The organism is Halorussus litoreus, from assembly GCF_003382685.1.
Taxonomy (GTDB): domain Archaea; phylum Halobacteriota; class Halobacteria; order Halobacteriales; family Haladaptataceae; genus Halorussus; species Halorussus litoreus.
Window position 1 is genome coordinate 45,233 of the sequence record NZ_QLVG01000001.1, and the last position, 21,076, is coordinate 66,308.

Annotated in this window: 20 protein-coding genes; 8 read left to right on the forward strand and 12 right to left on the reverse strand. The window is 66.4% G+C overall.

The features are described 5' to 3' along the window. Positions 1–7 precede the first annotated feature (7 nt). Positions 8–154 (reverse strand): hypothetical protein, encoded by a 147-nt coding sequence (locus DPQ64_RS18740; protein ID WP_157971648.1) that lies wholly within the window; start codon positions 152–154, stop codon positions 8–10. A gap of 156 nt (positions 155–310) precedes the next feature. Here DPQ64_RS18740 and DPQ64_RS09100 point away from each other — a divergent pair, with 156 nt between their 5' ends. Together DPQ64_RS09100 and DPQ64_RS09105 are read left to right on the forward strand one after the other, a co-directional pair. Beyond that, positions 311–799: a GNAT family N-acetyltransferase gene (locus DPQ64_RS09100; protein ID WP_115864042.1), complete on the forward strand. Its 489-nt coding sequence runs from the start codon at positions 311–313 to the stop codon at positions 797–799. 256 nt (positions 800–1,055) lie between these two features. Further along, positions 1,056–2,348, forward strand: coding sequence for a trans-sulfuration enzyme family protein (locus tag DPQ64_RS09105; RefSeq protein WP_115864043.1), 1,293 nt, complete (start codon positions 1,056–1,058; stop codon positions 2,346–2,348). A 223-nt stretch (positions 2,349–2,571) separates the two neighbouring features. Here DPQ64_RS09105 and DPQ64_RS09110 read toward each other — a convergent pair whose 3' ends face one another. The 6 genes from DPQ64_RS09110 to DPQ64_RS09140 all read right to left on the reverse strand — a co-directional run bounded on the left by DPQ64_RS09110 (position 2,572) and on the right by DPQ64_RS09140 (position 8,633). Then, positions 2,572–3,675 (reverse strand): DUF4367 domain-containing protein, encoded by a 1,104-nt coding sequence (locus DPQ64_RS09110; protein ID WP_115864145.1) that lies wholly within the window; start codon positions 3,673–3,675, stop codon positions 2,572–2,574. A gap of 200 nt (positions 3,676–3,875) precedes the next feature. Then, the gene (locus tag DPQ64_RS09115) at positions 3,876–4,244 is read right to left on the reverse strand and encodes a hypothetical protein (protein ID WP_115864044.1); all 369 of its coding nucleotides are present in this window, start codon (positions 4,242–4,244) and stop codon (positions 3,876–3,878) included. A gap of 31 nt (positions 4,245–4,275) precedes the next feature. Then, complete coding sequence (locus tag DPQ64_RS09120; RefSeq protein WP_115864045.1) at positions 4,276–4,560, reverse strand: hypothetical protein; 285 nt, start codon at positions 4,558–4,560, stop codon at positions 4,276–4,278. Then, positions 4,561–4,875, reverse strand: a complete 315-nt coding sequence (locus tag DPQ64_RS09125; protein WP_115864046.1) for a ubiquitin-like small modifier protein 1 — start codon at positions 4,873–4,875, stop codon at positions 4,561–4,563. A 1-nt stretch (position 4,876) separates the two neighbouring features. Next, complete coding sequence (locus DPQ64_RS09130) at positions 4,877–5,260, reverse strand: hypothetical protein (RefSeq protein WP_115864047.1); 384 nt, start codon at positions 5,258–5,260, stop codon at positions 4,877–4,879. Positions 5,261–5,564: 304 nt separating this feature from the next. Next, positions 5,565–8,633 carry a right-handed parallel beta-helix repeat-containing protein gene (locus DPQ64_RS09140; protein WP_157971649.1) on the reverse strand — a complete coding sequence of 1,023 codons (3,069 nt, stop codon included), beginning with the start codon at positions 8,631–8,633 and terminating at the stop codon, positions 5,565–5,567. A gap of 248 nt (positions 8,634–8,881) precedes the next feature. On the opposite strand from DPQ64_RS09140, the gene DPQ64_RS09145 reads away from it, so the two are divergent. The 4 genes from DPQ64_RS09145 (at position 8,882) to lhgO (ending at position 14,248) form a co-directional block, all read left to right on the forward strand. Further along, on the forward strand, positions 8,882–9,745 hold the full coding sequence (locus DPQ64_RS09145; protein WP_115864050.1) for an undecaprenyl-diphosphate phosphatase: 864 nt from the start codon (positions 8,882–8,884) through the stop codon (positions 9,743–9,745). Positions 9,746–9,861: 116 nt separating this feature from the next. Next, positions 9,862–11,085, forward strand: a complete 1,224-nt coding sequence (locus tag DPQ64_RS09150) for a sugar phosphate nucleotidyltransferase (protein WP_115864051.1) — start codon at positions 9,862–9,864, stop codon at positions 11,083–11,085. A 66-nt stretch (positions 11,086–11,151) separates the two neighbouring features. Continuing rightward, positions 11,152–12,942 (forward strand): glutamine--fructose-6-phosphate transaminase (isomerizing), encoded by a 1,791-nt coding sequence (glmS, locus tag DPQ64_RS09155; RefSeq protein WP_115864052.1) that lies wholly within the window; start codon positions 11,152–11,154, stop codon positions 12,940–12,942. A 91-nt stretch (positions 12,943–13,033) separates the two neighbouring features. Further along, positions 13,034–14,248: an L-2-hydroxyglutarate oxidase gene (gene lhgO, locus DPQ64_RS09160; protein WP_115864053.1), complete on the forward strand. Its 1,215-nt coding sequence runs from the start codon at positions 13,034–13,036 to the stop codon at positions 14,246–14,248. A gap of 153 nt (positions 14,249–14,401) precedes the next feature. On the opposite strand, the gene DPQ64_RS09165 is transcribed toward lhgO, so the two are convergent. The 3 genes from DPQ64_RS09165 to DPQ64_RS09175 all read right to left on the reverse strand — a co-directional run bounded on the left by DPQ64_RS09165 (position 14,402) and on the right by DPQ64_RS09175 (position 17,882). Continuing rightward, positions 14,402–15,457, reverse strand: a complete 1,056-nt coding sequence (locus DPQ64_RS09165; protein WP_115864054.1) for a dipeptide epimerase — start codon at positions 15,455–15,457, stop codon at positions 14,402–14,404. Continuing rightward, entirely contained in the window at positions 15,454–16,542 is a 1,089-nt protein-coding gene (locus tag DPQ64_RS09170) for a DUF1611 domain-containing protein (RefSeq protein WP_115864055.1), read from the reverse strand. Before DPQ64_RS09170 ends, DPQ64_RS09165 begins: the two co-directional genes overlap by 4 nt. A 104-nt stretch (positions 16,543–16,646) precedes the next feature. Further along, the gene (locus DPQ64_RS09175; RefSeq protein WP_115864056.1) at positions 16,647–17,882 is read right to left on the reverse strand and encodes an RNA-guided endonuclease TnpB family protein; all 1,236 of its coding nucleotides are present in this window, start codon (positions 17,880–17,882) and stop codon (positions 16,647–16,649) included. Positions 17,883–17,936: 54 nt separating this feature from the next. Here DPQ64_RS09175 and DPQ64_RS19205 point away from each other — a divergent pair, with 54 nt between their 5' ends. After that, the gene (locus DPQ64_RS19205) at positions 17,937–18,074 is read left to right on the forward strand and encodes a hypothetical protein (RefSeq protein ID WP_198662069.1); all 138 of its coding nucleotides are present in this window, start codon (positions 17,937–17,939) and stop codon (positions 18,072–18,074) included. 272 nt (positions 18,075–18,346) lie between these two features. Here DPQ64_RS19205 and DPQ64_RS09180 read toward each other — a convergent pair whose 3' ends face one another. Both DPQ64_RS09180 and DPQ64_RS09185 read right to left on the reverse strand, forming a co-directional pair. Next, positions 18,347–18,916, reverse strand: a complete 570-nt coding sequence (locus DPQ64_RS09180) for a hypothetical protein (RefSeq protein ID WP_232820529.1) — start codon at positions 18,914–18,916, stop codon at positions 18,347–18,349. Positions 18,917–19,005: 89 nt separating this feature from the next. Next, positions 19,006–19,386 carry an SHOCT domain-containing protein gene (locus tag DPQ64_RS09185; RefSeq protein ID WP_115864058.1) on the reverse strand — a complete coding sequence of 127 codons (381 nt, stop codon included), beginning with the start codon at positions 19,384–19,386 and terminating at the stop codon, positions 19,006–19,008. A 178-nt stretch (positions 19,387–19,564) separates the two neighbouring features. Here DPQ64_RS09185 and DPQ64_RS09190 point away from each other — a divergent pair, with 178 nt between their 5' ends. Continuing rightward, positions 19,565–20,950, forward strand: coding sequence for a permease (locus tag DPQ64_RS09190; protein ID WP_115864059.1), 1,386 nt, complete (start codon positions 19,565–19,567; stop codon positions 20,948–20,950). Positions 20,951–21,076 lie beyond the last annotated feature (126 nt).

A 21,076-nucleotide genomic window follows, 5' to 3' on the forward strand; every position in this document is an offset into this window, starting at 1 on the left:
CGCCTGCTCAGTCCTCCAAATTCAGTTTCTCGCGCATCTCAGCGACGGAGTGAGCTTTCTCGTCGTCGAACTCGATCTCGTCGAGACGATCACGCAAGGTGTCACCGTCAGCGAGTTCGACTTCTTCCACGTCGCGTTCCGAATCGGCGGCCATACCCGATTATTGGCCCGGTATGACATAAAAACGTTCGGACGAAAACGGTTCTGAGAGCTTCCCGATTTGCTTGATAGTGCGAGCGGTCATCCCTCAGTGAGGTTGGCGGCTGCAACTCGACGCTAACGCTATCTACGTTGCGAGCGAGTACCTACCATGGACATCCGCACCGCCACGACCGACGACGTAGCGACCGTCCGCGAGGTCTCCCGGAAAGCGTGGACCGAAGCGTACGCCGACACCGTCCCCGAATCGGTCATCGAGGACGCGGTCTCGGAGTGGTACGCCGACGAGACGATGGACCGGATCATCGGCGACGACGAGCAGGTGTGTCTGGTCGCGACTGACGAGGACGGCGACATCGTGGGGTTCGCGCACGGCGCGACGGACAATGGGAATGGCGACGTGCTCCGGCTGTACGTCCACCCCGACCGATGGGACGAGGGCATCGGAACCAACCTGCTGGAGACGATGGAGGAGCGACTCCGGGAGATGGGAGCCGAGCGCACGCAGGCGATGGTGCTGGCCGACAACGAGATGGGCAACGCCTTCTACGCCGACCAGGGCTTCGAGAAGACCGGCGAAGCCGAGACGCAACTCGACGGGGCGACCCGGACCGAGAACGTGTACGCGAAGGCGCGCTGAGCCTACCGACGCGAGGGTGCCGCCGCAGGCGGGCAGCGTGCGAACACGCTTCCTCGGACGCGTACGCGGTTGCGGCGCTAGCGCGCGACCGCGAGCCGATTCTATCCAGTCTTGCACGGCCATGAAATTTCTACACTCGGGGCAGCAATTCCACCTGGCATTCGTCTCGGTAATGATTCGCGGGCATCCATTCTTTCGGCGCATTATACAGTCGAAGGAATCAAATGGCCGAACGTCGGAGACACAATAGTTGTGTATGTCCTCTGAAAAACCGACTCGGGACGACGACAGACGCTTCGAAACCCTCACCGTGACCCACGGGGAGGAGCCGGACCTCTCGACGGGGATGGGCGACGTGACCTCGCCCATCCATCTCGCCTCGACCTACGCGGTCGACGGCATCGACATGGACGTCGCGCTCGAAGACCTCGACCCCGATTCGGACGAGTTCCTGTACACCCGGCTGTCGAACCCGACCCGCCACGCGGTCGAGAAGCGCATCGCCGCGCTCGAAGGCGGCGACCACGCCATGGCGTTCGCCTCGGGGACGAGCGCTATCGTCTCGACCGTGATGGCGGCGGTCGAACCGGGCGACCACGTCGTCGCGTTCGAGGACCTCTACGGCGGAACGAACACGATGCTGAAGGAACTGTTCCGCGACAAACTGAACGTCGCGGTGGAGTTCGTTGACGCGACCGATCCCGAAGCGGTCCGGGCCGCGACCACCGACGAGACCGCCCTGCTCTGGATGGAGACGCCGACCAACCCCCTACTCCGGCTCTGTGACGTCGAGGCGATGGCCGCCGTCGCGGACGACCACGACGCACTGCTCGGCGTGGACAACACCTTCCTCGGGCCGTACTTCCAGCGCCCGCTCGAACTCGGAGCCGACGTGGTCGTCCACAGCACCACGAAGTACATCAACGGCCACAGCGACTCGCTCGGCGGCGTCGCAGTCACCGATGACGACGAGTTCGCCGGCGAGATCGGCTTCCTCCAGCAGGTCGGGATGGGTAACGTGATGGCGCCGTTCGACGCCTACATGGTCCTGCGCGGGCTGAAGACCCTGCCGCTCCGTATGCGCCAACACGAGACCAACGCCGCGGAGGTCGCGACCTATCTCGAATCGCACGACAGCGTCGCATCGGTTCACTACCCGGGCCTCGACAGCCACCCTCAGCACGACCTCGCCGTCGAGCAGACCGACGGCCACGGGGGCGTCCTCTCGTTCGAAATCGACGGCGACCTCGCGGACGTGGAACGGTTCGTCGCCGCGCTGGAGGAGTTCACCCTCGCGGTCAGCCTCGGCGGCGTCGAGAGCCTGATCGAGCATCCCGCGAGCATGACCCATTCGCCGCTGCCGGCCGAGGAGCGCGCGGAACTCGGGATCACGGACACTCTCCTGCGGGCCTCGGTCGGCGTCGAACATCCGAAGGACCTGCTCGCGGACCTCGAACGCGGCTTCGAGGCGATGGACGCGGGCCGGACCGACGCGTCCGACTCGTCCGGGGCCGCCGACGCCTCGGAGGCGCCGGCCTCGACGGACTAGCGACACGTCGGTCCGCGTGGCACGGTCTCGTTACGCGACCTTCGGGTATACGGCGAGTACAGCGCCGCTTCGACCGTGGTCTTTACCGGTTAGACTTCTCGTTCGACAGGAAAACTGGGACAGTCGCACCTCAAGACCACGTCGTAAACCACGATATCCCAACGCGGGAATCCTCGCCCGCCAGGCGGGGAGGATGTCGAACCTGCACTGAGACGAGTGAGGATTAGTTGGAAATCGATTCTGCGATCTCGACGAGCGTCGACTGCGAGAACGGCCCGCTCACCGAGAACGTGAAGCCATCACTCTGCCACCGCAGTATGCCCTGGTCGCTGACCTCCAGGTACGTTCCTTCGTGGCCCGCTACGGACACGTTCTCTCCCTGTGTCGCCGACCGAGTGGCCGTAGATTGGCTGAATCGTAGCGTCGTCGACTCGTTCGCGTACCTCAGCGACACGGAGGTCGTGTCCCCGGAGCGCGTGGTGGTGACGTTCGTCAGTCGGAGGTCGCCGGGCAGCGAGGTCGGTTCGCGGATCGAGAAGTTCACCGCGCTCTCCGCCGCGTCGACCGACGAGAACGTCGTCGTCTCCGGCAGCGTTACGTTCTCGACCGTCGCGTTCGCCGGTGGCTCGAAGGTGAACCGGTCGGCCGGAATCGAAGCGTTGTACGTGATATCCGAGTAGGTGATGGTCGATGTCGACGTCTGGTTGCCGACCGTGGTCGTCACCTGCGTCCGGACGGGGAACCAGTTGTCCTGATCGAGCCAGACTGTCTGGTTGGCGTGGACGCCACCGAGCGTTTCGTTCGGCGACTGGATCGAGACGACGTACGTCGGCTGGCCCGAGACCGTCGCTTCGCCCTGATAGTCGGCGGTGAACTGCGACGAGAGGTTCTGGAACGCTCGCGTCAGATTCTGGACGACCCCGGTGTCGTACTGCATCTGGCGTGCAGTGTTCGTGGTTTCGTTGTACATCCAGAACGTCGATTCGTTCGCCACGAGGGTCGTTCCCTCAGTCGGACCGGACACGTACTCGTACCGCACGTTGTTCGGTGGCTCCTGCCAGACGTTCGCGCGCATCGTCTGCGTCTCGTTTCCAGCGTCGGTCGTGATCGTGACCGTGCCGGTGATGCTCTCTATCGTCGTCTCGTTTCCGAGCGCGTGCTGTTCGATGGTGCTCTCGGACGGCTGTGCGTCCGAGGTCGTCGTTGGCGGTGACGTGGTCGTCTCCTGGGTCGGCGACGCCTCCTGGGCTCCCATACATCCGGCCAGGGATGCGGTGAGGAGGAGCACGACCACGCCGAGAACGACAGGGGATCGTTTCAGGGACATTTCACCCCACATTTCGACGACGAGGGACTTCAATCCCAGGATAGCGGACCGCTCGCGACCCAGCGGTTCGTCGTTTCACCGGGTAGACGCTGAGTCTGCCCCAGCGACGTGCGGTTCGTTCTCCGGCCGTCTGCCGGTCCTGCGTAACTAGGCCGTGCCGCCCTGGTCGGCGAGCAAGAAGACCGACGCTACCCAGCCGTTCACCGCTCTGACGCGCCCACGACGACCGCGTCGCGCACCTCCAGCGCGGCCTCGAACTCCGCCTCGCGGTCCTCGCGCCTGCCGATCCGGAGGAGTTGCTCGTCGTGCGCGCGGGCCACCGCGTCGCGCTCGCGGTCGGTCCACCCGAGGTCGTCGGCTACCTCGGACCAGAACCCCTCGGGAACGAGGAAGACCGCGCGCACCTCGTCCTCGTGCACGCACTCGTACAGCCTGCGGAACTCCTCGGTCCGCGGTTCGAGTTCGCGGCGGGCCTCGGCCACGAGATCGGGCACGCGCCGACCGCCCACGCTGGCCTTCGCGGCCGTGAGCACGAGCACCTGCCCTTCGATGGGGTTGTTCTCGGTCATGGTCGCGTCCTCGGAGTCGGTCCGAGAGAGCTCATCCGCCGGCTCGCATCGCTTTGCGCGAGAAGTCCGCGACGAGGTCGTCGAGCGCGTCCTCGTCGCCCTCGAAAACTACAGTGACCTCGGTGAGCGTCACCGACGGACCGATGGCGACCGTCCCCGAGGAGATGGCGGCGCGCCAGCCGTCGCCGACCACGTCGCCGCCCTCCTCGGGGGTCGCCTCGCCCGCGTCGCCGGGCTGGATCTCGCCGCCGAGGTTCGAGAGGTAGTGGCGTGCCAGTCGCTCGGTGATGCCCCGGTAGGACTTCTCGACGCGCATCTACTCACCTGTCGCTTGCGACGGGAGACTTCCATCCCGAGGTGGACTCCCGCCGGCGACCGGAGGGAAGACGCTCAGCACGTCGCCGTCGGCCAGCGGGGTGTCGACCCCGTCGAGGTGGACCACGTCCTTGCCGTTCTTCATGATCGAGAGCTGTTGGCGGAGTTCGCCGTCCTCGAACAGGTTCATGTCGAACTCCTCGGCGAGGTCGCCGAGCACCTCGCCGACCGCGGTCCCTTCGGGGTACTCGCGTTCGAGCGTCTTCTGGCCGACCGCCTCGCGGAAGTTGGCGAAGAAGCGCAGTTCGAGTTCCATCCTATCGCCCCGGCCGGATGCCGTCGCTGACCATGCGGGCGTGGCGCTCGCGGTCGATGCGTTCCGAGAGGTCCTCGTGGTCGTACAGCTGGCGAAGCAGCGACGCCATCAGGTCGCGCCACGCCATCGCGTAGATGGGCGACTGGCCCCACGCGCGGAGTTCGGCCACGAAGTCGTCGTACTGCTCCCACCGCTCCTCGAACCGTTCGAGCACGTCGACCACCGCGCCCGCGGCGTCGTCGTCGCTCTCGGCGTCCTCGATGGCGCGGTTGAGCCGTCGCTCCCAGCCGTCGACGGCCTCCCGCATGTCGCGGGCGGCGTCCTCGCCGTCGGCCGGTAGCGACTCCACGATGGGGTCGGGTACGGACAGCGTTATCTGCTCCATGCCCGGACGTTGGCCGCCGCGGCTCAAATACCTACGGCACTCGTGCGGACGCAGTCACCCTCGTCCGCGGTTCGTGACGGGTTCCGTGCGGTCGCGGTCGCAGTTGCGGCTGTGGTCGCGGTTGCGGGTGCGGTCGCAGTTGCGGCTGCGCTCGCCGTTCTCATTTGTTCAACGATAGCAGCGGTCGCGGTAGCGGTAGCAGTGCGAGTGGGGTTGAGTTGCGGCCGGGATTGGAGTTGCGGCCGGGATTGGAGTTGCGGCCGGCTTGCGGTTTCTTCGGGCCGATAATCGAAAAGCGACGCGATCAGTCCATAACGCGGGTGACGAGCCAGAGGACGACCACGAGCCCGACCCAGAGGACGATGCCGCCGAGTCCGACCGAGAGGAGGCCGTCGGTGCCGAACATCCCGAACCCGACCCACGTGAGCACGCCGGCACCGGCGAGCCCGTTGATGGTCCGACCACTCACGGTGATCGAACTCGCGAACATCGTCTGGAGGGTTCCGTACGCTCCCAGCGCGAGCCCCAGCCCGTAGAAGACGAGCCCGAGCAGGCCCCCGACGGTCGTGAACAGCGGTCGGAACAGGCTCGACTCCTCGGGCGGGGCGGGAGTGGTCGGTTGGGCCGTCGTCTCGGCCGTGGTCGGCGTCGGCTCGCTGGTCGTCGCCGGAGTGTCGGGGGTGGTCGTCTCTGGGGATTCGTCCACGGTCGTCGTCTCCGGGGGTTCGCGGACGTTGATCGTCCGCCGGGCGTCTGCGTCGCTCTCGATGCCCACGTCGTCCTCGACGGCGAGCGAGACGCTGTAGTTTCCGGGCTCGTCGAACGAGACGGCGACCTCGCCGTCGGCGGTCGTTCGAGTCGACCCGTCGATCCGGAACCTGTAGGTCGCGATGGACCGGTTGCCAGCGGTCGAATCCCGACCCGAGACGACGACGGTCTCGCCCGGTCGAACCGGGTTGGACGGAATCGTGAGGTTGGCCAGCGGTCGCTGATATGCCGGTTCGAAGGCCGACTCGGCGGGCGGGATGAAGTCGACCCAGCCGTTATCGGTCACGACGCGGTCGCCGTTCCCCTCGGGATGGATGGAGTCGTGGGTCGGGCCGTCGGGTGCGCCCCAGTAGTTGCGTTCGGCGCGGACGGTCCGGGTCGCGTCGAGCAGCAGTCGCGTGGTCGTGTTGGCGTCCACGAGCGTGTCGACGTTCACGACCAGTCCGCGGTCGTGTCCGTACACGTTGTTCCCGGTGACGTTCACGGCCGGGCGTCGCTCGTCGCCCTTCTGGAGGGCGATACCGGTCGGGATGTCCGTCGAGACCGACGCCACCGAGAACGCGCTGCCGTCGCCGCGCCGGATCTCCCCCGCCGCGTTTCGCTGGAGGACCACCGTGTACGGCTCGTCGGAGTGTCGAGGCAGATACTCGTACACGTCGTCGTCCTCGTCGACGAGGGCTTCGAGTTCCTCGCGGATTCCCGTCGCCTCGAAGAGCGCGCCCCCAGGACCCTCCTCGACGATGATTCCGGAGTTGGGCTCGTAGCCCCGAAGTTCGTCGGGGGACCCGAACCCGTACGTGTTGTAGACGATGGAGTTGTTCTCGATGCTGGTGTTGAGCGAGCCCACGACGCGGACCCCGTACGCGTTCGCGGCGACCGTGTTCTCGGACAGCGTCAGGCTGCCCGCGTGGGTCAGTCGGTTGCGGAAGTCGAGGCCCACGCCCGCGTTGTCGAGCACGCGATTCGCGTCGACCGAGACGTTGTGGACGACGAACCCGGTCTGCATCGACAGCCCGTGGTTCCCGTTGTCGGCGACGGTGTTGTCCGTCAGCGTCGAGTGGGTCACCTGCTCGACAGCGATTCGGAGTCCGTTACGGCCGTTTTCGGTGAGTTCGTTGCCGCGGACCTCGGTCCGGCCGAGGTGGGCGTCGCGGCCGGTAACGGCGATTCCGTGGCGAGCGTTGTTCGTGAACGCGTTGTTCACGACCGCCATCGAGATGCGGGACCGAATGTAGCCCGTCCGCCCGTGGACCGCCAGTCCGGTCGTGCTGTCGGTCACCGTATTCGACGCGACGCGGACCTCGTCGAGACCGTGGTTTCTCGTGGTGAGGCGGATGCCGGCGTTTGCGTCGGTGACGCGGTTCCGATTCACCGTGGTGCCGGTGATCCGCTGGGCCGTCAGCCGGACGCCGTCACCGCCCGCGCCGACTCGCGAGACGCGATTCCGGTCGACGCTGGCCGAACTGAGTCGCTCGCTCCGGACGGTCACGCCGCTGCCCTGCACGCCCGAGAGCGTGTTTCCGTCGACGTCGACGTGCGCGGCGACGTTCGCGGCGACGAACACCCCCTGACCGTCGACGGACTGGAACGTCGAGTCGGTGATCCGGAGCCACGACGCGCGCTCGGGTTGGGGGTCGCCGGTGGCTCTGGGGCGGTCCGGCGACGTGCGCACGTCGAGGGGCAGCGTCGTCGGCGAGATTTGGTCGACCCCGTCCCGCTGTAGCCGTAGCTTAACCGGATACGTCCCGTACGTCTCGGGATTCAGGACGTCGGTGTAGTTCGCGATCAGCGTCTCTCCCGCTGGAAGGGTCACGTCCCGGTCGAGGGTTATCGCGAGAACGTCGCTGCTGGGACGGCCGATGGAGGTGATCGAGGAGTTGAGGAAGCGCTCGATCTCGTCGTCGTCGTCTTCGTCGATTCCGAACCGCCGAATCGAGTTCAGGTCGACCGGGTCGACGCTCCCGTGGGTGCGATACTCGAATCGGATCGTCCGGAACGTCGTATCGGCGCTGGGCGTCACGGAGGCGTTGTGGAACGCCCGTTCGCCGAGGTCGCTCCGGTTGGGGACGATCCGCGAGTCGGCGATAGCGCCGTCGCCCGGACTGATCATGACTGCCCGGTCGCCGATCTCGGAGAACGTCGAGTCCGCGACCGTGACGCCGGGCGTTCCGCTGGTTCCCGCGGCGCGGATGGCGTTGCGCTCGATATCGCGAATCGTCGACGACGTGACGGCGACCGTCCCGGTCTTACTCGCCAGCGTGATGCCGTCTCTGGCGTTCCGTATCGTGGCGTGGTCCAGCGAGAGACGGGATTGGGACGTGCCGTCGTACCGGATCGACGCCCAGTCGGTGCTGCCGGGCGCTTGCGGCGCGGTCGTGAACGTGACCGGTCGGCCCGCGGTGCCGTTCGCGGTGAGGTTCCCGCGGACGGTGATGGTGATGTCCTCGGCTGATTGGACGGTCGTCCCGGGTTCGAGGGTGAGCGTGGCTCCCTTCCGGACGGTGACGTCCGCGGCGATGCGATACGGACCGTCCTCGGGCGACCACGTCGTCGACTCCGTGACGTCGTCCTCGACGAAGGTGATGTCGGCGGTCGACTGACCCACCACCGCTCCCGTCGAGAGGAGGCCTGCCGGAAGCAGTAAACAGACTAAGAGAAGGAGAATGAGCGGTTTTCGAAGCGAGACGCGGGTCACATCGGTCTTTCAGAGATGCGAGACATAAATCATACTGTTCGCTCTCTGTCAGTCCCGTCGTCTGTCAGTTCCAAATTCGTCGAGTGACCGGCCAATATTCCAGCTGACTCGGCGCGCGAACCGACCGACTTTTCACTCCGCACCGACGCCCACCGAGCATGGACCGGTCCGTACTCGTCGCCCTCGTCGCCGGCGCGGTGCAGGGCGTCTTCGAGTGGCTGCCCATCTCCAGCGAGGGCAACCTCACCGTCTTCCTGACCGCGCTCGGCGAGTCGCCCGAGGTCGCCGTGCAGTTCTCGCTGTTCCTCCACGCCGGGACCGCGGTGTCGGCTGCAGTGTACTACCGCCACGAACTCGCCGACGTGCTGGGCGCGCTCCCCGACTGGCGGCCGGGCTCGGCGTTCGCGGTCGAACCGGCGGGCGCGACCGACAGCGTCGAGAACAGCGGAACCGGCGGCCAGCGCGCGACCCTCTCCTTCCTCGGCGTCGCTACGCTGGCCTCCGGCGTGGTCGGCCTCGCGGCGTACGCCACGCTGGAGCACGTCGTTTCCGCGCTGACCGGCGGCGCGTTCGTCGCGCTCATCGGGATCTTGCTCGTGCTGACGGGTGTCCTCCAGCGGGTCGCCGACGGCTTCGACTTCGGTGGGAAGGCCGCGCCGGACTTCGTCGACGCCGTGCTGGTCGGCGGGCTTCAGGGCCTCGCCATCCTGCCCGGCGTCTCGCGGTCGGGCACCACGGCGTCGGCGCTGCTGTTCCGGGGCCACGACGGCCCGGCCTCGTTCCGGCTCTCGTTCCTGCTGTCGATCCCGGCCGCGCTCGGCGCTGGCGTGCTCGTGCTCCTTGACGCGGGCGTGCCCGCGGTCGCGCCCGTGCCCGCCGTGCTCGCGCTCGCGACCGCAGCGCTCGTCGGCTATCTGACCATCGACGCCCTGATGCGCGTGGTCGAGCGCGTCCCCTTCTGGGGGGTCTGCGTCGGACTCGGCGCGCTGGCGACCGTCGGTGGCGCAGCGCTGGCGCTCTGAGAACGGTCGACTAAGCGGACAGAGCGCCGCTGGTCGTTCAGCGGACCGGCTTGCAGTCGCGAAGCGCCACCGAAGAAACGCCAACGTTCATACGGTCCGTGGTCGTTGCTGTACCCATGACAGTACGCGCCGCCGTGGTGCTGGCCGCCGGGGAGGGGACCCGGTTGCGGCCGCTGACGCGTAATCGCCCCAAACCGATGCTCCCGGCCGCCGACAGACCCATCCTCGAACACGTGTTCGACGCGCTCATCTCGGCCGGTATCGAGCGCCTCCACGTGGTCGTGGGCTACAAGCGCGACCGGGTGCAGGACCACTTCGGGCCGACCTACCGGAACCTCCCGATCAACTACGTCCATCAGGACAAGCAGCTGGGGAGCGGTCACGCCCTCCTGCAGGCCCGCGAAGCGGTCGACGACGAGGACGGCTTTCTGGTGGTCAACGGCGATCAGGTCATCGAGCGCCGGATGGTCGCCGACGTGCTCGCGGCGTTCGAGGACGACGACGCCAGCGCCACGCTCGCGGTCACCGAGCAGGCCGACGTCTCCCACTACGGCGGCGTCGTGATGGACGGCGAGCGCGTGACCGAACTGGTCGAGAAGCCCGACACCGACGACTACCGGCTGCTCAACGCCGGGGTGTACGCCTTCGCCCCGACCATCTTCGACGCCATCGCGGAGACGCCGCGCGTGCAGGGAGAACTCGCGCTCACCGACACGCTGGTCCGGCTCATCGAAGCGGAAGCCGACACCGTCGACAACGACGTCGCGGTCCGTGGGGTCACCACCGAGGGGCTGTGGGTCGACGCCACCTACCCCTGGGACCTGCTCGACGTCTCGCGCGAACTCCTGCTCGACGCTCGCGTCACCGAACCCGAGCGCGAGGAGTCGGTGTGGGTCGCCGACAGCGCGACGGTCCACGACGACGCCACGCTACAGGGTCCCGTCGTGGTCGGCCCCGACACCGAGGTCCGGCCGGGCGCGGTCGTCGGCCCGTTCGCGGCGCTCGGACGCAACGCGACCGTGGGCGAGAACGCGGTGGTCGCCGAGTCGGTGCTCGACACCGACGCGCGGGTCGGGCCGAACGCGACCCTGCTCGACTGCGTGACGGGCCAGGGTGTCTCGCTCGGCGCGAACTCCACGGTGCCCGGCGGGCCGGGCGACGTGCGCGTCGACGACCGGGTGTTCGCCGACCAGCGCCTCGGCGCGGTGCTGGCCGACCGCGTGACCGCCGAGGGCAGCGTGAACGTCGCGCCCGGCACCCTCGTCGGCCCGAACGCGACCCTCCACACCGGCGTGACGGTTTCCGAAAACGTTACGGAGTACGCCGAGGTGTTCCGGTGACATGACCACGCGTAGCAGGCGGCGGACGAACGCGACCGGGGGCTCGTCGTCCGGAGGTGGCCGCTGATGTGCGGCATCATCGGCTGTACGGGGCGCGCCGAGGACACCCTCGACGTGCTGCTGTCGGGGCTGGAGGGCCTGGAGTACCGCGGCTACGACTCGGCGGGCGTCGCGCTCGCCAACGGGTCGCTGGAGATCTGCAAGCGACAGGGTGAACTCGACCGGCTCCAGCAGGCGGTCGGGAACTCGCTTCGCGGCCCGGTCGGCATCGGGCACACGCGCTGGAGCACGCACGGCCCGCCGACCGACGCGAACGCCCACCCGCACACCGACTGTACCGGGAACGTCGCGGTGGTCCACAACGGCATCATCGAGAACTACGACGAGCTGAAAGCGGAGCTGCACGCTCGCGGCCACGAGTTCGAGAGCGACACCGACACCGAGGTCGTGCCCCACCTCATCGAGGCCGCGCTCGCCGAGGGCGCGAGCTTCGAGGCGGCGTTCCGCGAGGCGGTCTCGCGGCTGGAGGGCAGTTACGCGCTGGCCGCGGTGACGGCCGACACGGAGGCCATCCTCGCGACGCGTCACGACTCGCCGCTCGTCCTCGGCGTGGGCGACGACGCCGCGTATCTGGCGAGCGACGTGCCCGCGTTCCTGGAGTACACCGACCGCGTCGTCTATCTGGAGGACGACGACTTCGCGCGGCTGGAATCGGGCGCGTGGACGGTGACCGACGCCGACGGGCAACTGCTCGACAAGTCCGTCTCGCGCGTCGAGTGGGACGCCGAGGAGACCGCCAAGAGCGGCTACGACCACTACATGCTCAAGGAGATTCACGAACAGCCCCGGGCGCTCCGCAAGTGCCTGCGCGGCCGCGTGGACGAACTCACGGGCTCGATACAGGTCGACTCGCTGGAGGGCCTCTCGCCTTCCTCGGTCCAGTTCGTCGCCTGCGGGACCTCCTATCACGCCGCGCTGTACGGCGCTCAGACCCTGCGCGACGCGGGCATCCCGGCGCAGGCGTTCCTCGCCAGCGAGTACGCCACCGCGCCCGCGCCGGTCGGCGACGACGCGCTCGTGGTCGGGGTGACCCAGAGCGGGGAGACCGCCGACACGCTGTCGGCGCTCCGGGAGGCCCAGCGCCGCGGCGTCGAGACGCTGGCGATGACCAACGTCGTCGGTTCGACCGCGACTCGGGAGTGCGACCGGACGCTGCTCATCCGCGCCGGCCCGGAGATCGGCGTCGCCGCGACCAAGACGTTCTCCTCACAGGTCGTCGCGTGCAACCTGCTGGCCGCGACTATCGCCGACCGCGGCGACTCCCGCGAGATCGTCGAAGCGCTCCGTGACCTGCCGGGACAGGTTCAGGAACTGCTCGACGCCTCGCGCGCGGAGTCGGTCGCCAAGCGGTTCGTCGACAGCGAGGGCTACTTCTTCATCGGCCGAGGCCACCACCATCCGGTCGCGCTGGAGGGCGCGCTCAAGATGAAGGAGATCACGTACAAGCACGCCGAAGGGTTCCCCGCGGGCGAGCTGAAACACGGCCCGCTCGCGCTCGTCACCGACCAAACGCCCGTCTTCGCGGTGGTGACCGGCGACGGCGAGGAGGCCACCAAGACGGTCGGGAACGTCAAGGAGGTCGAAGCCCGCGACGCGCCGGTCGTGGCCGTGACCGACGGCGCGTCGGACGCGAGCCGGTACGCCGAGGCGGTGCTGGAGATCCCCGAGACACACCCGCAGGTCGCGCCCGTGCTCGCGAACGTACAGCTCCAGTTGGTCGCCTACCACGTCGCGAACGAACTCGGCCGCTCCATCGACAAACCGCGGAACCTCGCGAAAAGCGTGACCGTGGAGTAGAGACGTAAAAGGTATGGCTTTACTGCCACACCTCGGCTTTTGCGAGTTCCTCCCGTGTGGACTTATTGTGGTCTACTGCATAGCCCGCGGTGTGTCAGTTCATGACATCGTCGTCGTTGGTGGCGGAGCTATCGGCTGTTCGGTCGCGCGCTCGCTGGCGGGCAAGTCGACTCTCGACGTGGCCGTCGTCGAGAAAGAACACCACCTCGCGGCCCACCAGAGCGGGCGCAACTCCGGCGTGCTTCATCCGGGATTCAACTACGAGCCGGGGTCGCTAAAGGCCGAGTACGCGACCGAGGGCACTCGTCGGATGAAAGCGTACGCCGCGGACGAGGGCGTGCCCATCGAGGAGTTCGGCGTCGTCGTGGTCGCCAAGTCCGACCGCGAGGAACGGCGTCTCGAAGTCCTTCAGGACCAGGCCGACCAGAACGGCGTCGAGACCGAGCTGATCCGGGGGGCCGACGCCATCGCCGAGCACGAACACCACGCCGATGGACAGGCCGCACTGGTCGCGCCAGAGGCCGCGTCGATAGACTCCCAGCAGTACGTCTACTCGCTGGCCCGCGACGCGATGGACCGCGGCGTCGACTTCTACACCGGCACGCGCGTCGAGGCCGTTTGGCGGCGCGGCGACGGCTTCCAGCTGGCGACCTCCTCGGGCGAACTGCGAGCCCAGTACGTCGTCAACAGCGCGGGCCTGCACGCCGACCGCGTCGCGAGCGAGTTCGGCGTGGGCGAGGACCTACAGATCGTCCCCTTCCGGGGGGAGTACTACGAGATCGTCCCGGAGAAGCGCGAGGTCTGCCGGTCGATGATCTACCCGACGCCCGACCCGGACCTGCCGTTCCTCGGCGTCCACTACACCCGGCGAGCCGACGACAAAGTCATCGTCGGCCCGAACGCCGTGCTGGCGTTCGGCCGCGAGGCCTACGAGAACACCGACTTCGATCTGGACGACCTCGCCGAGACGCTGGGGTACTCAGGGTTCCGCCGGCTCATGGCCGACCCGAAGATGCTCAGGGTCGGGTGGGAGGAGCTCAACAAGTCCTACCGCAAGGAGATGTTCGTCGAGGCCGCCCAGCGACTCGTTCCGGGAGTCGAGGCCCGGGACTTCCGGAAGAGCTATTCGGGTATTCGCGCCCAACTGGTGAGTTCGGACGGCGACCTCATCAAGGATCCGCTGTTCGAGCACGCCGACTCGTCGACGCACGTCCTCAACGCGGTGTCGCCCGGCCTGACCTGCTCGCTCCCGTTCGGCGACGCGCTCTCGGACGCCGTGCTGGAGAACTTCGACGCGACCGAGTAAACGTACGTCACGGTGAGGCCGCGACTGCCAGCGTTTACTGCGAGACGGCCACGACGTTACCACCCGAGCCCATTACATCGGCAGGAACACTGAAGCACCCATCTCACGCACGCAGGACAACAGGCTCAGTAAAGCGCGAGAGCACCGCGGTGATTATTTCGTCGGCGTCACGCCGTGTCCCGGCCCCGAGATGTCGTGTATCGGGCCACCACGTGTTTCGATGACGTCTTCGGCGAGCAAGCGGTTCCCGTCGAGGTCGACGTACGAGAACGCGCCCGTTCCGGCGACGACGTGGGCGCTGGCGTGGATGCCGACCGCGCTCTCGAGCATACAGCCGATCATCAGGTCGAGGTTCGCGCCGCGCGCGATTGCGGCGATGTCGGCGGCCGCGAGCGGCCCGGACTTCCCGAGCTTCACGTTGATAACGTCCGCGGCTTCCTCGCGAACGATTCGGATTGCGTCCTCGGGCGTGAACACGGACTCGTCGGCCGCGATGGGGGCGTCGACGCGCTCGCGGGCGCTCGCGAGTCCGGCGACGTCGGCCGCGGGGACCGGCTGCTCGATGAGTTCGAGGTCGATGCCGCGAGCGCGCACCTCGTCGGCGAATCGGGCGGTCTCCTTGGGCGTCCACCCCTGGTTGGCGTCGACCTTCAGCGCGGCGTCGGGAGCTGCGTCGGCGACCGAAGTGACGCGGTCCGCGTCCTCCATCGGGTCGGGGCCGGTCTTGATCTTCAGGTGCTCGAATCCCGCCTCGGCTGCGCTGGCCGCCCGGTCGGCCGCGCTGTCGGGTCCGAGGATGGGGATGGTCAGGTCCGTCTCGACCGGTTCGGGCGACCCGCCGAACAGTTCCGAGAGGGGCAGGTCGCGCTCCCGGCAGTAGGCGTCGAGGATCGCGGTCTCGACGGCGAAGAGTGCCGACACCATCCCGGGGAACGCCGACCGGACGTCGTCGACGAGCGTCCGATAGTCGCGGATGTCGCGGCCTTCCACGAGGTCGGCGGCGGCCCGGGCCGTTTCGATGGCGGCCGCTTGTGTCTCACCCGTCACCGGCGGAATCGGTGACCCCTCGCCGTAGCCCGTCGTGCCGGACTCGGTGTCGACCGTCACGAGCAGGTTCGACGCCTCGCGTTGCGTCCCGAGCGCGATCTCGAACGGTTCGTTCAGCGGGAGGTCGAGCGGTCGTACCGATAGTGACGTGATCTCGCTCATTCGTCGGTCACGCTCCCGCCGTCAGTTGTGACGGTGTCGCTTTCGAGTTCCGCTCGGACGGCGTCGAGGAGTTGGGCCGGTCCCTCCTCGTCGTAGACGTTCGCCGCGGGGAGGCCGTGGCGTTCGCGTTCGGCCCTGGCGTCGCCCCACGTCGAGATTGCGACGACGGCTGCGTCCGAGAGATCCTCGACGAGTCGCGCTTCCTTCTCGACGCCGTCGACGCGGAACGACTCGAAGTGGGTGCGGCCGGTGCGGTCGGGGTCGTCGGCGAGGACGACCGCGTCCGGCCACGCGCCGTGGAGGATGGAGAGGGTCACGCCCGAGTACGCGCGATGGGTCAGCGAGGCTTGGCCCTCGACGAAGACGACGTCGTGGTCGGCCCCGACCGCGGTCACCATGTCCTCGACCACGCCCGCGGTGAAGTCCGCGGGGACGCGGTCGACGACGACGCCCTCGTGTGCGCCGACCATGATGCCGGTCTGGCCGGTGGCGACCCAGCCGGCGTCGAGGCCCGCGTCGCGCGCGGCCCGGTAGAGCTCGAACGTGGTGGTTCGCTTGCCGACCGCACAGTCGGTGCCGAGCGTGAGGACCACGTCGGCGTCGACGTCGTCGACCGACCCGTCGCCCACGCGCAACTGGTCGCCCTCCGGTGGCTTGCGCACGTCGAACAGCCGCGCGCCGTGTTCGTCGGCGAGGCCGGTCCAGCGGGGCTCCTCGGAGAGGAAGACATGGAGGCCCGAGACGACGTCACAGCCCGCGCGGATCGCGTCCTCGACGTCCGACACCCACGCCTCGGGTAAGTCGCCGCCGGCGGGCGCGACGCCGATGACGAGCGCTTGGGCGTCCGGTGCTTCAGCGAGCGCTCGCTCGACCGACTCGACGATGGGGATTTCGGGTGCGTCGGGCTTGCCCAGCACGTCGGCCGGGGTTCGGCCCGCGGTTTCGGTGTCGACGACCGCCTGGGCGTCGAACACCTCGCTGTGCATGACGACGCCGTTCGCCGTCTTCCCGCCCGTCTCGCCGAATTCGCCCTCCGCGAGGACGATGGTCGGGACTGGGGTCTCGAAGTGCTCTCGAAGGTTCATCGTCGTTCCGTTCGGATTCCACGACCAAAACTCACCCACCTTCCGTGACATCCTCCCCGCGGTAAACAAGGGGCCCCTACGAGGGGAATCCGATCTGGCAGGTTTCAGTCCGAGTACGTCGAGAGCGTCATTTGTCCGGGTCTCGGACTCGTCTCTCGGTGGACTGTGGCGCTGTCACAGGCGCTCCCGTCCCGTGGCGAGTCATCGCGTTCGGGTTCCCAACGGACGCTCTCTCCCCACGGGTTGACGCGATTGGCGATGTTCGCCGCCGCGTTAATATCTGCTTGGAACTCTGAAACGTGGCAGTCGTCGTGTGGACAAACGAATTCCGCTTGCTGACTCCGCCGACCGAGACGCTTACAGGCATGGCACGTCTGCGAGGTGTACGCCGCGTTGACGTACTCAACTCGAATCCCTGCCTCGGTCGCTTTGTCCTCGATCCGACCTTGTAGCCGAGCGAACGCCCATGCGTGAAGGCGGCGGTTCATGAACTTGCCATAGTCCAATCGCTCGCGGATGTACGACAAGTCTTCGAGAACGATAACCGGGTCCTCGAAGGAACGGGCGTACTCGACAGCCTGCCGAGACGCCTTCTCGACAATATCCGTCAGGGCGTTCTGGTAGTGGTCAAATCGCTCGTCCATGCGCCACTCGGCAGCGTCCCGAGACTGGAGCCGCCGAAGCGTGGTGAACATCTCTTTGCGGAGGTGTCGAGCTCGACTGCCGCTGACGAGCATCGGCTTCCGTGGCACGTCGCGTTTGAGGGCACAGCCCGTAATTAACGCGCTCTCGCCTACGTCGAAGCCAATGTACGTCGGGTCGTCCGAGTTGGTCGGTTCGTCGACCGCGTACTCGACGGTGACGTGCAATTCCCATGACGTGCGGTGTCGCTGGAGGCGGAGCTCGCCCGCCGTCGCATCTTCAGTGAGCAGGTCGAACCACAGGGACTCCTGCTCGGGGTTAATCCGAAGCGGAATCCAGAAATTCGTACCGCGTCCGGGTTGCGGGACCTGCCAGACGAAGCCGTGTTCGCGCTCGGCGGAGTAGTCGAACGTCGCCGCCCGATTGACGAGTCGAAGCGGATGCTGGTCGTCTAACTCCTCGGCGTTGTACGTCTTGCGGAGTTTCGGGACATAGGATTTGAGCGCGTCTTTGGCTTGGTACGGCAGGTCGTACGGCGTCACAACGTCATTGACAGCAGACATCGTATTTGCCCCGGCGTCGAAGGCGTCGTGGAGTGCGTCACGGTAGGTGTCCAAGAGTCGCTGGAGGCGTTGCTCTTTGCGCGTAGTGGGCGTGGTGAGCGTGGCCTGCAGCGTCTTCGTCACCGTCTCGGACACAATGCTACAATAGTGTTAGTTATACTTAACACCCTCGGTCACTGACCATGAGACGTGAAGAACATTAACATCGAGGTGGAGGAGGAACAGTACGAGAGTCTGAAGGACACGAAGAAGCGCCACGGCCTGACGTGGCGGGGGATGCTACTCCACGCGCAACGAGAGTTGGATTCCGGCTCAGCCACCGAGTAGCGGTTGGTCAGTATCGAGTCACATTCCTCCTAGCCTAAAGGCCGAGATTCTCTGATTTTAAAAGATGGCTGAGGGATAGGTGGAGGTAACGCAGGCGGAACGTGGACGTGGCTCCTTATGTGGCCCTCCACGGTTGGAGTGGTGGGAGGCGTCGGGTACCTCCTGTACCGAGTTGTCCGTCGGGCTGCAGACGGTGTTCCGGATTCGGTTCTCGAAGAACTCGGCGTCGCGGGCGATTGCGAGGTGGGAAGTGGTCGCCACGAACTCTCGCGTCAGTCCGTCACGGATCGCTGTCGTCGGTATCCCTCGTAGAGCACCGGCAGGCCAAGCGGAAGCGACAGGACACCGAACGCGAGGAGTCCGTAACTGAGGCCGCGCTTCCGGCGGACTGCGAGTAAGGCGACGATACCGCCGAAGGTCGCGATGGCGTATGCGGTATTACTCCAAACGACCTCGTACGACGAGCAGTAGAGCCAACACGCGAACGTGTACGAGGGAGCGTTCCACGTCGGCGGCGCCAGTTTCGGCCAGAAGAACCGACAGTACGTCGTCCAGCCGAACATCGCGAGCACTGGAAGGCCGACGAGCCACAGCGTCGAGTCCGACCGTCGTGACGACCCGAAGCGTCGGTAGCCGGCGAAGAACAGCGCCGGGAAGAAGAGGATCCACAGCCAGATTCCGAGGATGTACGTGACCGGCCAGTGTTCGATCCGGGGCTGGCGAATCGGGAGTCGAAGAGACGCCGGGAGGCTGGCCCACGGGAACGACGGGTCGGGCACGGGGTTCGTGACGAACGCGACGAGACAGAGTCCTGTTCCGACGAGTAGTCCGTACAGCCCCACTGTCGCAGATCGGTCGAGCCAAGCTGGGAGCGACGGTTGCGCCGTTGCGTGACAGTTGTCGGATTCCCTCGACATTCCTCGGGTCAGTCCTACCGTGATTTCGTGTCGCCTTCGAGCGCCTCTCTTCGTTGCTCGTACTCGTCGTCGGTCAACTCCCCACGAGCGTATGCGAGTCGGAGTTCCTCGAGCGACCGGTCGGAGTCGGTCTCTCTCCCTGCAACCGCCTTGTAAACGAGATAGCCACCACCGACGAGGGCAGCGAGAAACAGCAGTTGCATCACGATTCCGACGATGAACATCCAGCTCGGCATCGCTCCGTCGGCCCACATGCCACCGCCCCACGTCCCACCCATCATCGGTCCGAATCCCATCATCCCGAAGCCCATGAAGAACATCGGGAAGACGACGACTGCGCCGATGATGATGAGGAGGATCGTGACCAGCCGCGTGTCGTTCGTGTTTTCTGCCATAATTGTTTCCTCCGGGAATCCGTCCCTACTGTCAGGTACGCGGTCACGGTTCAATGCGGTTATGCCTTAGAAACATCTGGAATAGCGGTTACTACATTTCGAATCCAAAATACAGGCGCTCTCGAATCGTGGTATCTGAAGGACAACTGCAATAGATGGTCCCTCCGATTATACAACTATGGAGCCGACGATGACGGAGGAGGTCTTCGAAGCCATCCGTATCGGTGTCGGATTTCTCTGGACGGCGGCGTGGGCGATCATCATGGGCCTCACGGTCACGAGTCTGGTCCAGGTGTACGTCTCCAAGGATCGAATGGCGCAGGTGTTGGGGGACGGCGATCTGAGCGGTCTCACGAAGGCGACCGTGTTCGGAGCGGCGAGCAGCGGGTGCAGTTTCGGCGCCGTCGCCATCGGGAAGGGGTTGTTCAAGAAGGGCGCTCACGCGGTGAACTTCCTCGCGTTCATGTTCGCGTCGACGAACCTCATCGTCGAACTGGGGCTGATGATCCTGATTCTGCTCGGCTGGGAGTTCCTCGTCGCGGAACTGCTCGGCGGCCTCATCCTCATCGCCGTCATGGCCGTCATCGTCCACCTCACGCTCCCCGAGAGCCTGTTCGACGAGGTCCGGGAGACCCTCAACGAGCGCGACCGCGAGTCGGGCGTTGCCGAGGATCCCACGTGCGGGATGGAGGGCAAAGACGAGTACACGCTCACGACCGACGGCGGCGAGACGCTCAAGTTCTGCTCGGAGGGCTGTCTGGAGACCTATCGACAGGAGGCGTCGAGTAGCGGCGGGTGGCGCGAGGAGCTGCTGTCGTGGGGCGGCTGGTACAAGGTGGCCAATCAGTTCCGAAAGGAGTGGTCGATGATCTGGAAGGATGTCATCGCGGGCTTTCTCATCTCCGGGTTCGTCATCGTCTTCGTCCCGCAGTGGGTATGGAACGCCCTGTTCATTCAGGGCGACGGACTGCTGGTGACCGCCGAAAACGCGATCATGGGCGTCGCCATCGCCGTCCTCAGTTTCGTCGGCAGTATGGGCAACGTCCCGTTCGCCGTCGCGCTCTGGGGCGGCGGCATCAGCTTCGCGGGCGTGATCGCGTTCGTCTACGCCGACCTCATCACGATTCCCGTGTTGAACGTCTACCGGAAGTACTACGGCTGGAAGATCATGCTGTACATCCTCGGCGTCTTCTTCGTGACGATGGCGTTCACCGGCTTTCTCATGGAGTTGCTGTTCGACGCGTTCGGTATCATCCCGGATCTGGCGGGCGGGGAGACGGCGACCGAGCAGACGTACTTCGAACTCAATTACACGTTCTACCTCAACCTCATCGCCTTCGCGCTCTCTGGCTTTCTCCTGTACGTGTACCGCCGTGGCCTCGGTGCGCCAGGACAGTATCGTGACCCAGTCTGTGGGATGCGGACCGACGACAGCAAGCCAGCAGCGGCACACGAGGGCCAGACGTACTACTTCTGCTCACAGGCCTGCAAAGAGACCTTCGAGGAGAAGCCCGACGAATACGCCACCGAACATCCGATGGTGATGGAGGACCACGACCACTAACAGGCGTTTCATCGAAGATTCACAGCTGTACAGAGACTCGCCCGTGGATCCCATGTCGGCTGATACGAGGACTGGAGCGTATCGGACGCGTTTGCGTACCTCCTGACTACTGGGAATCGGAGGCCG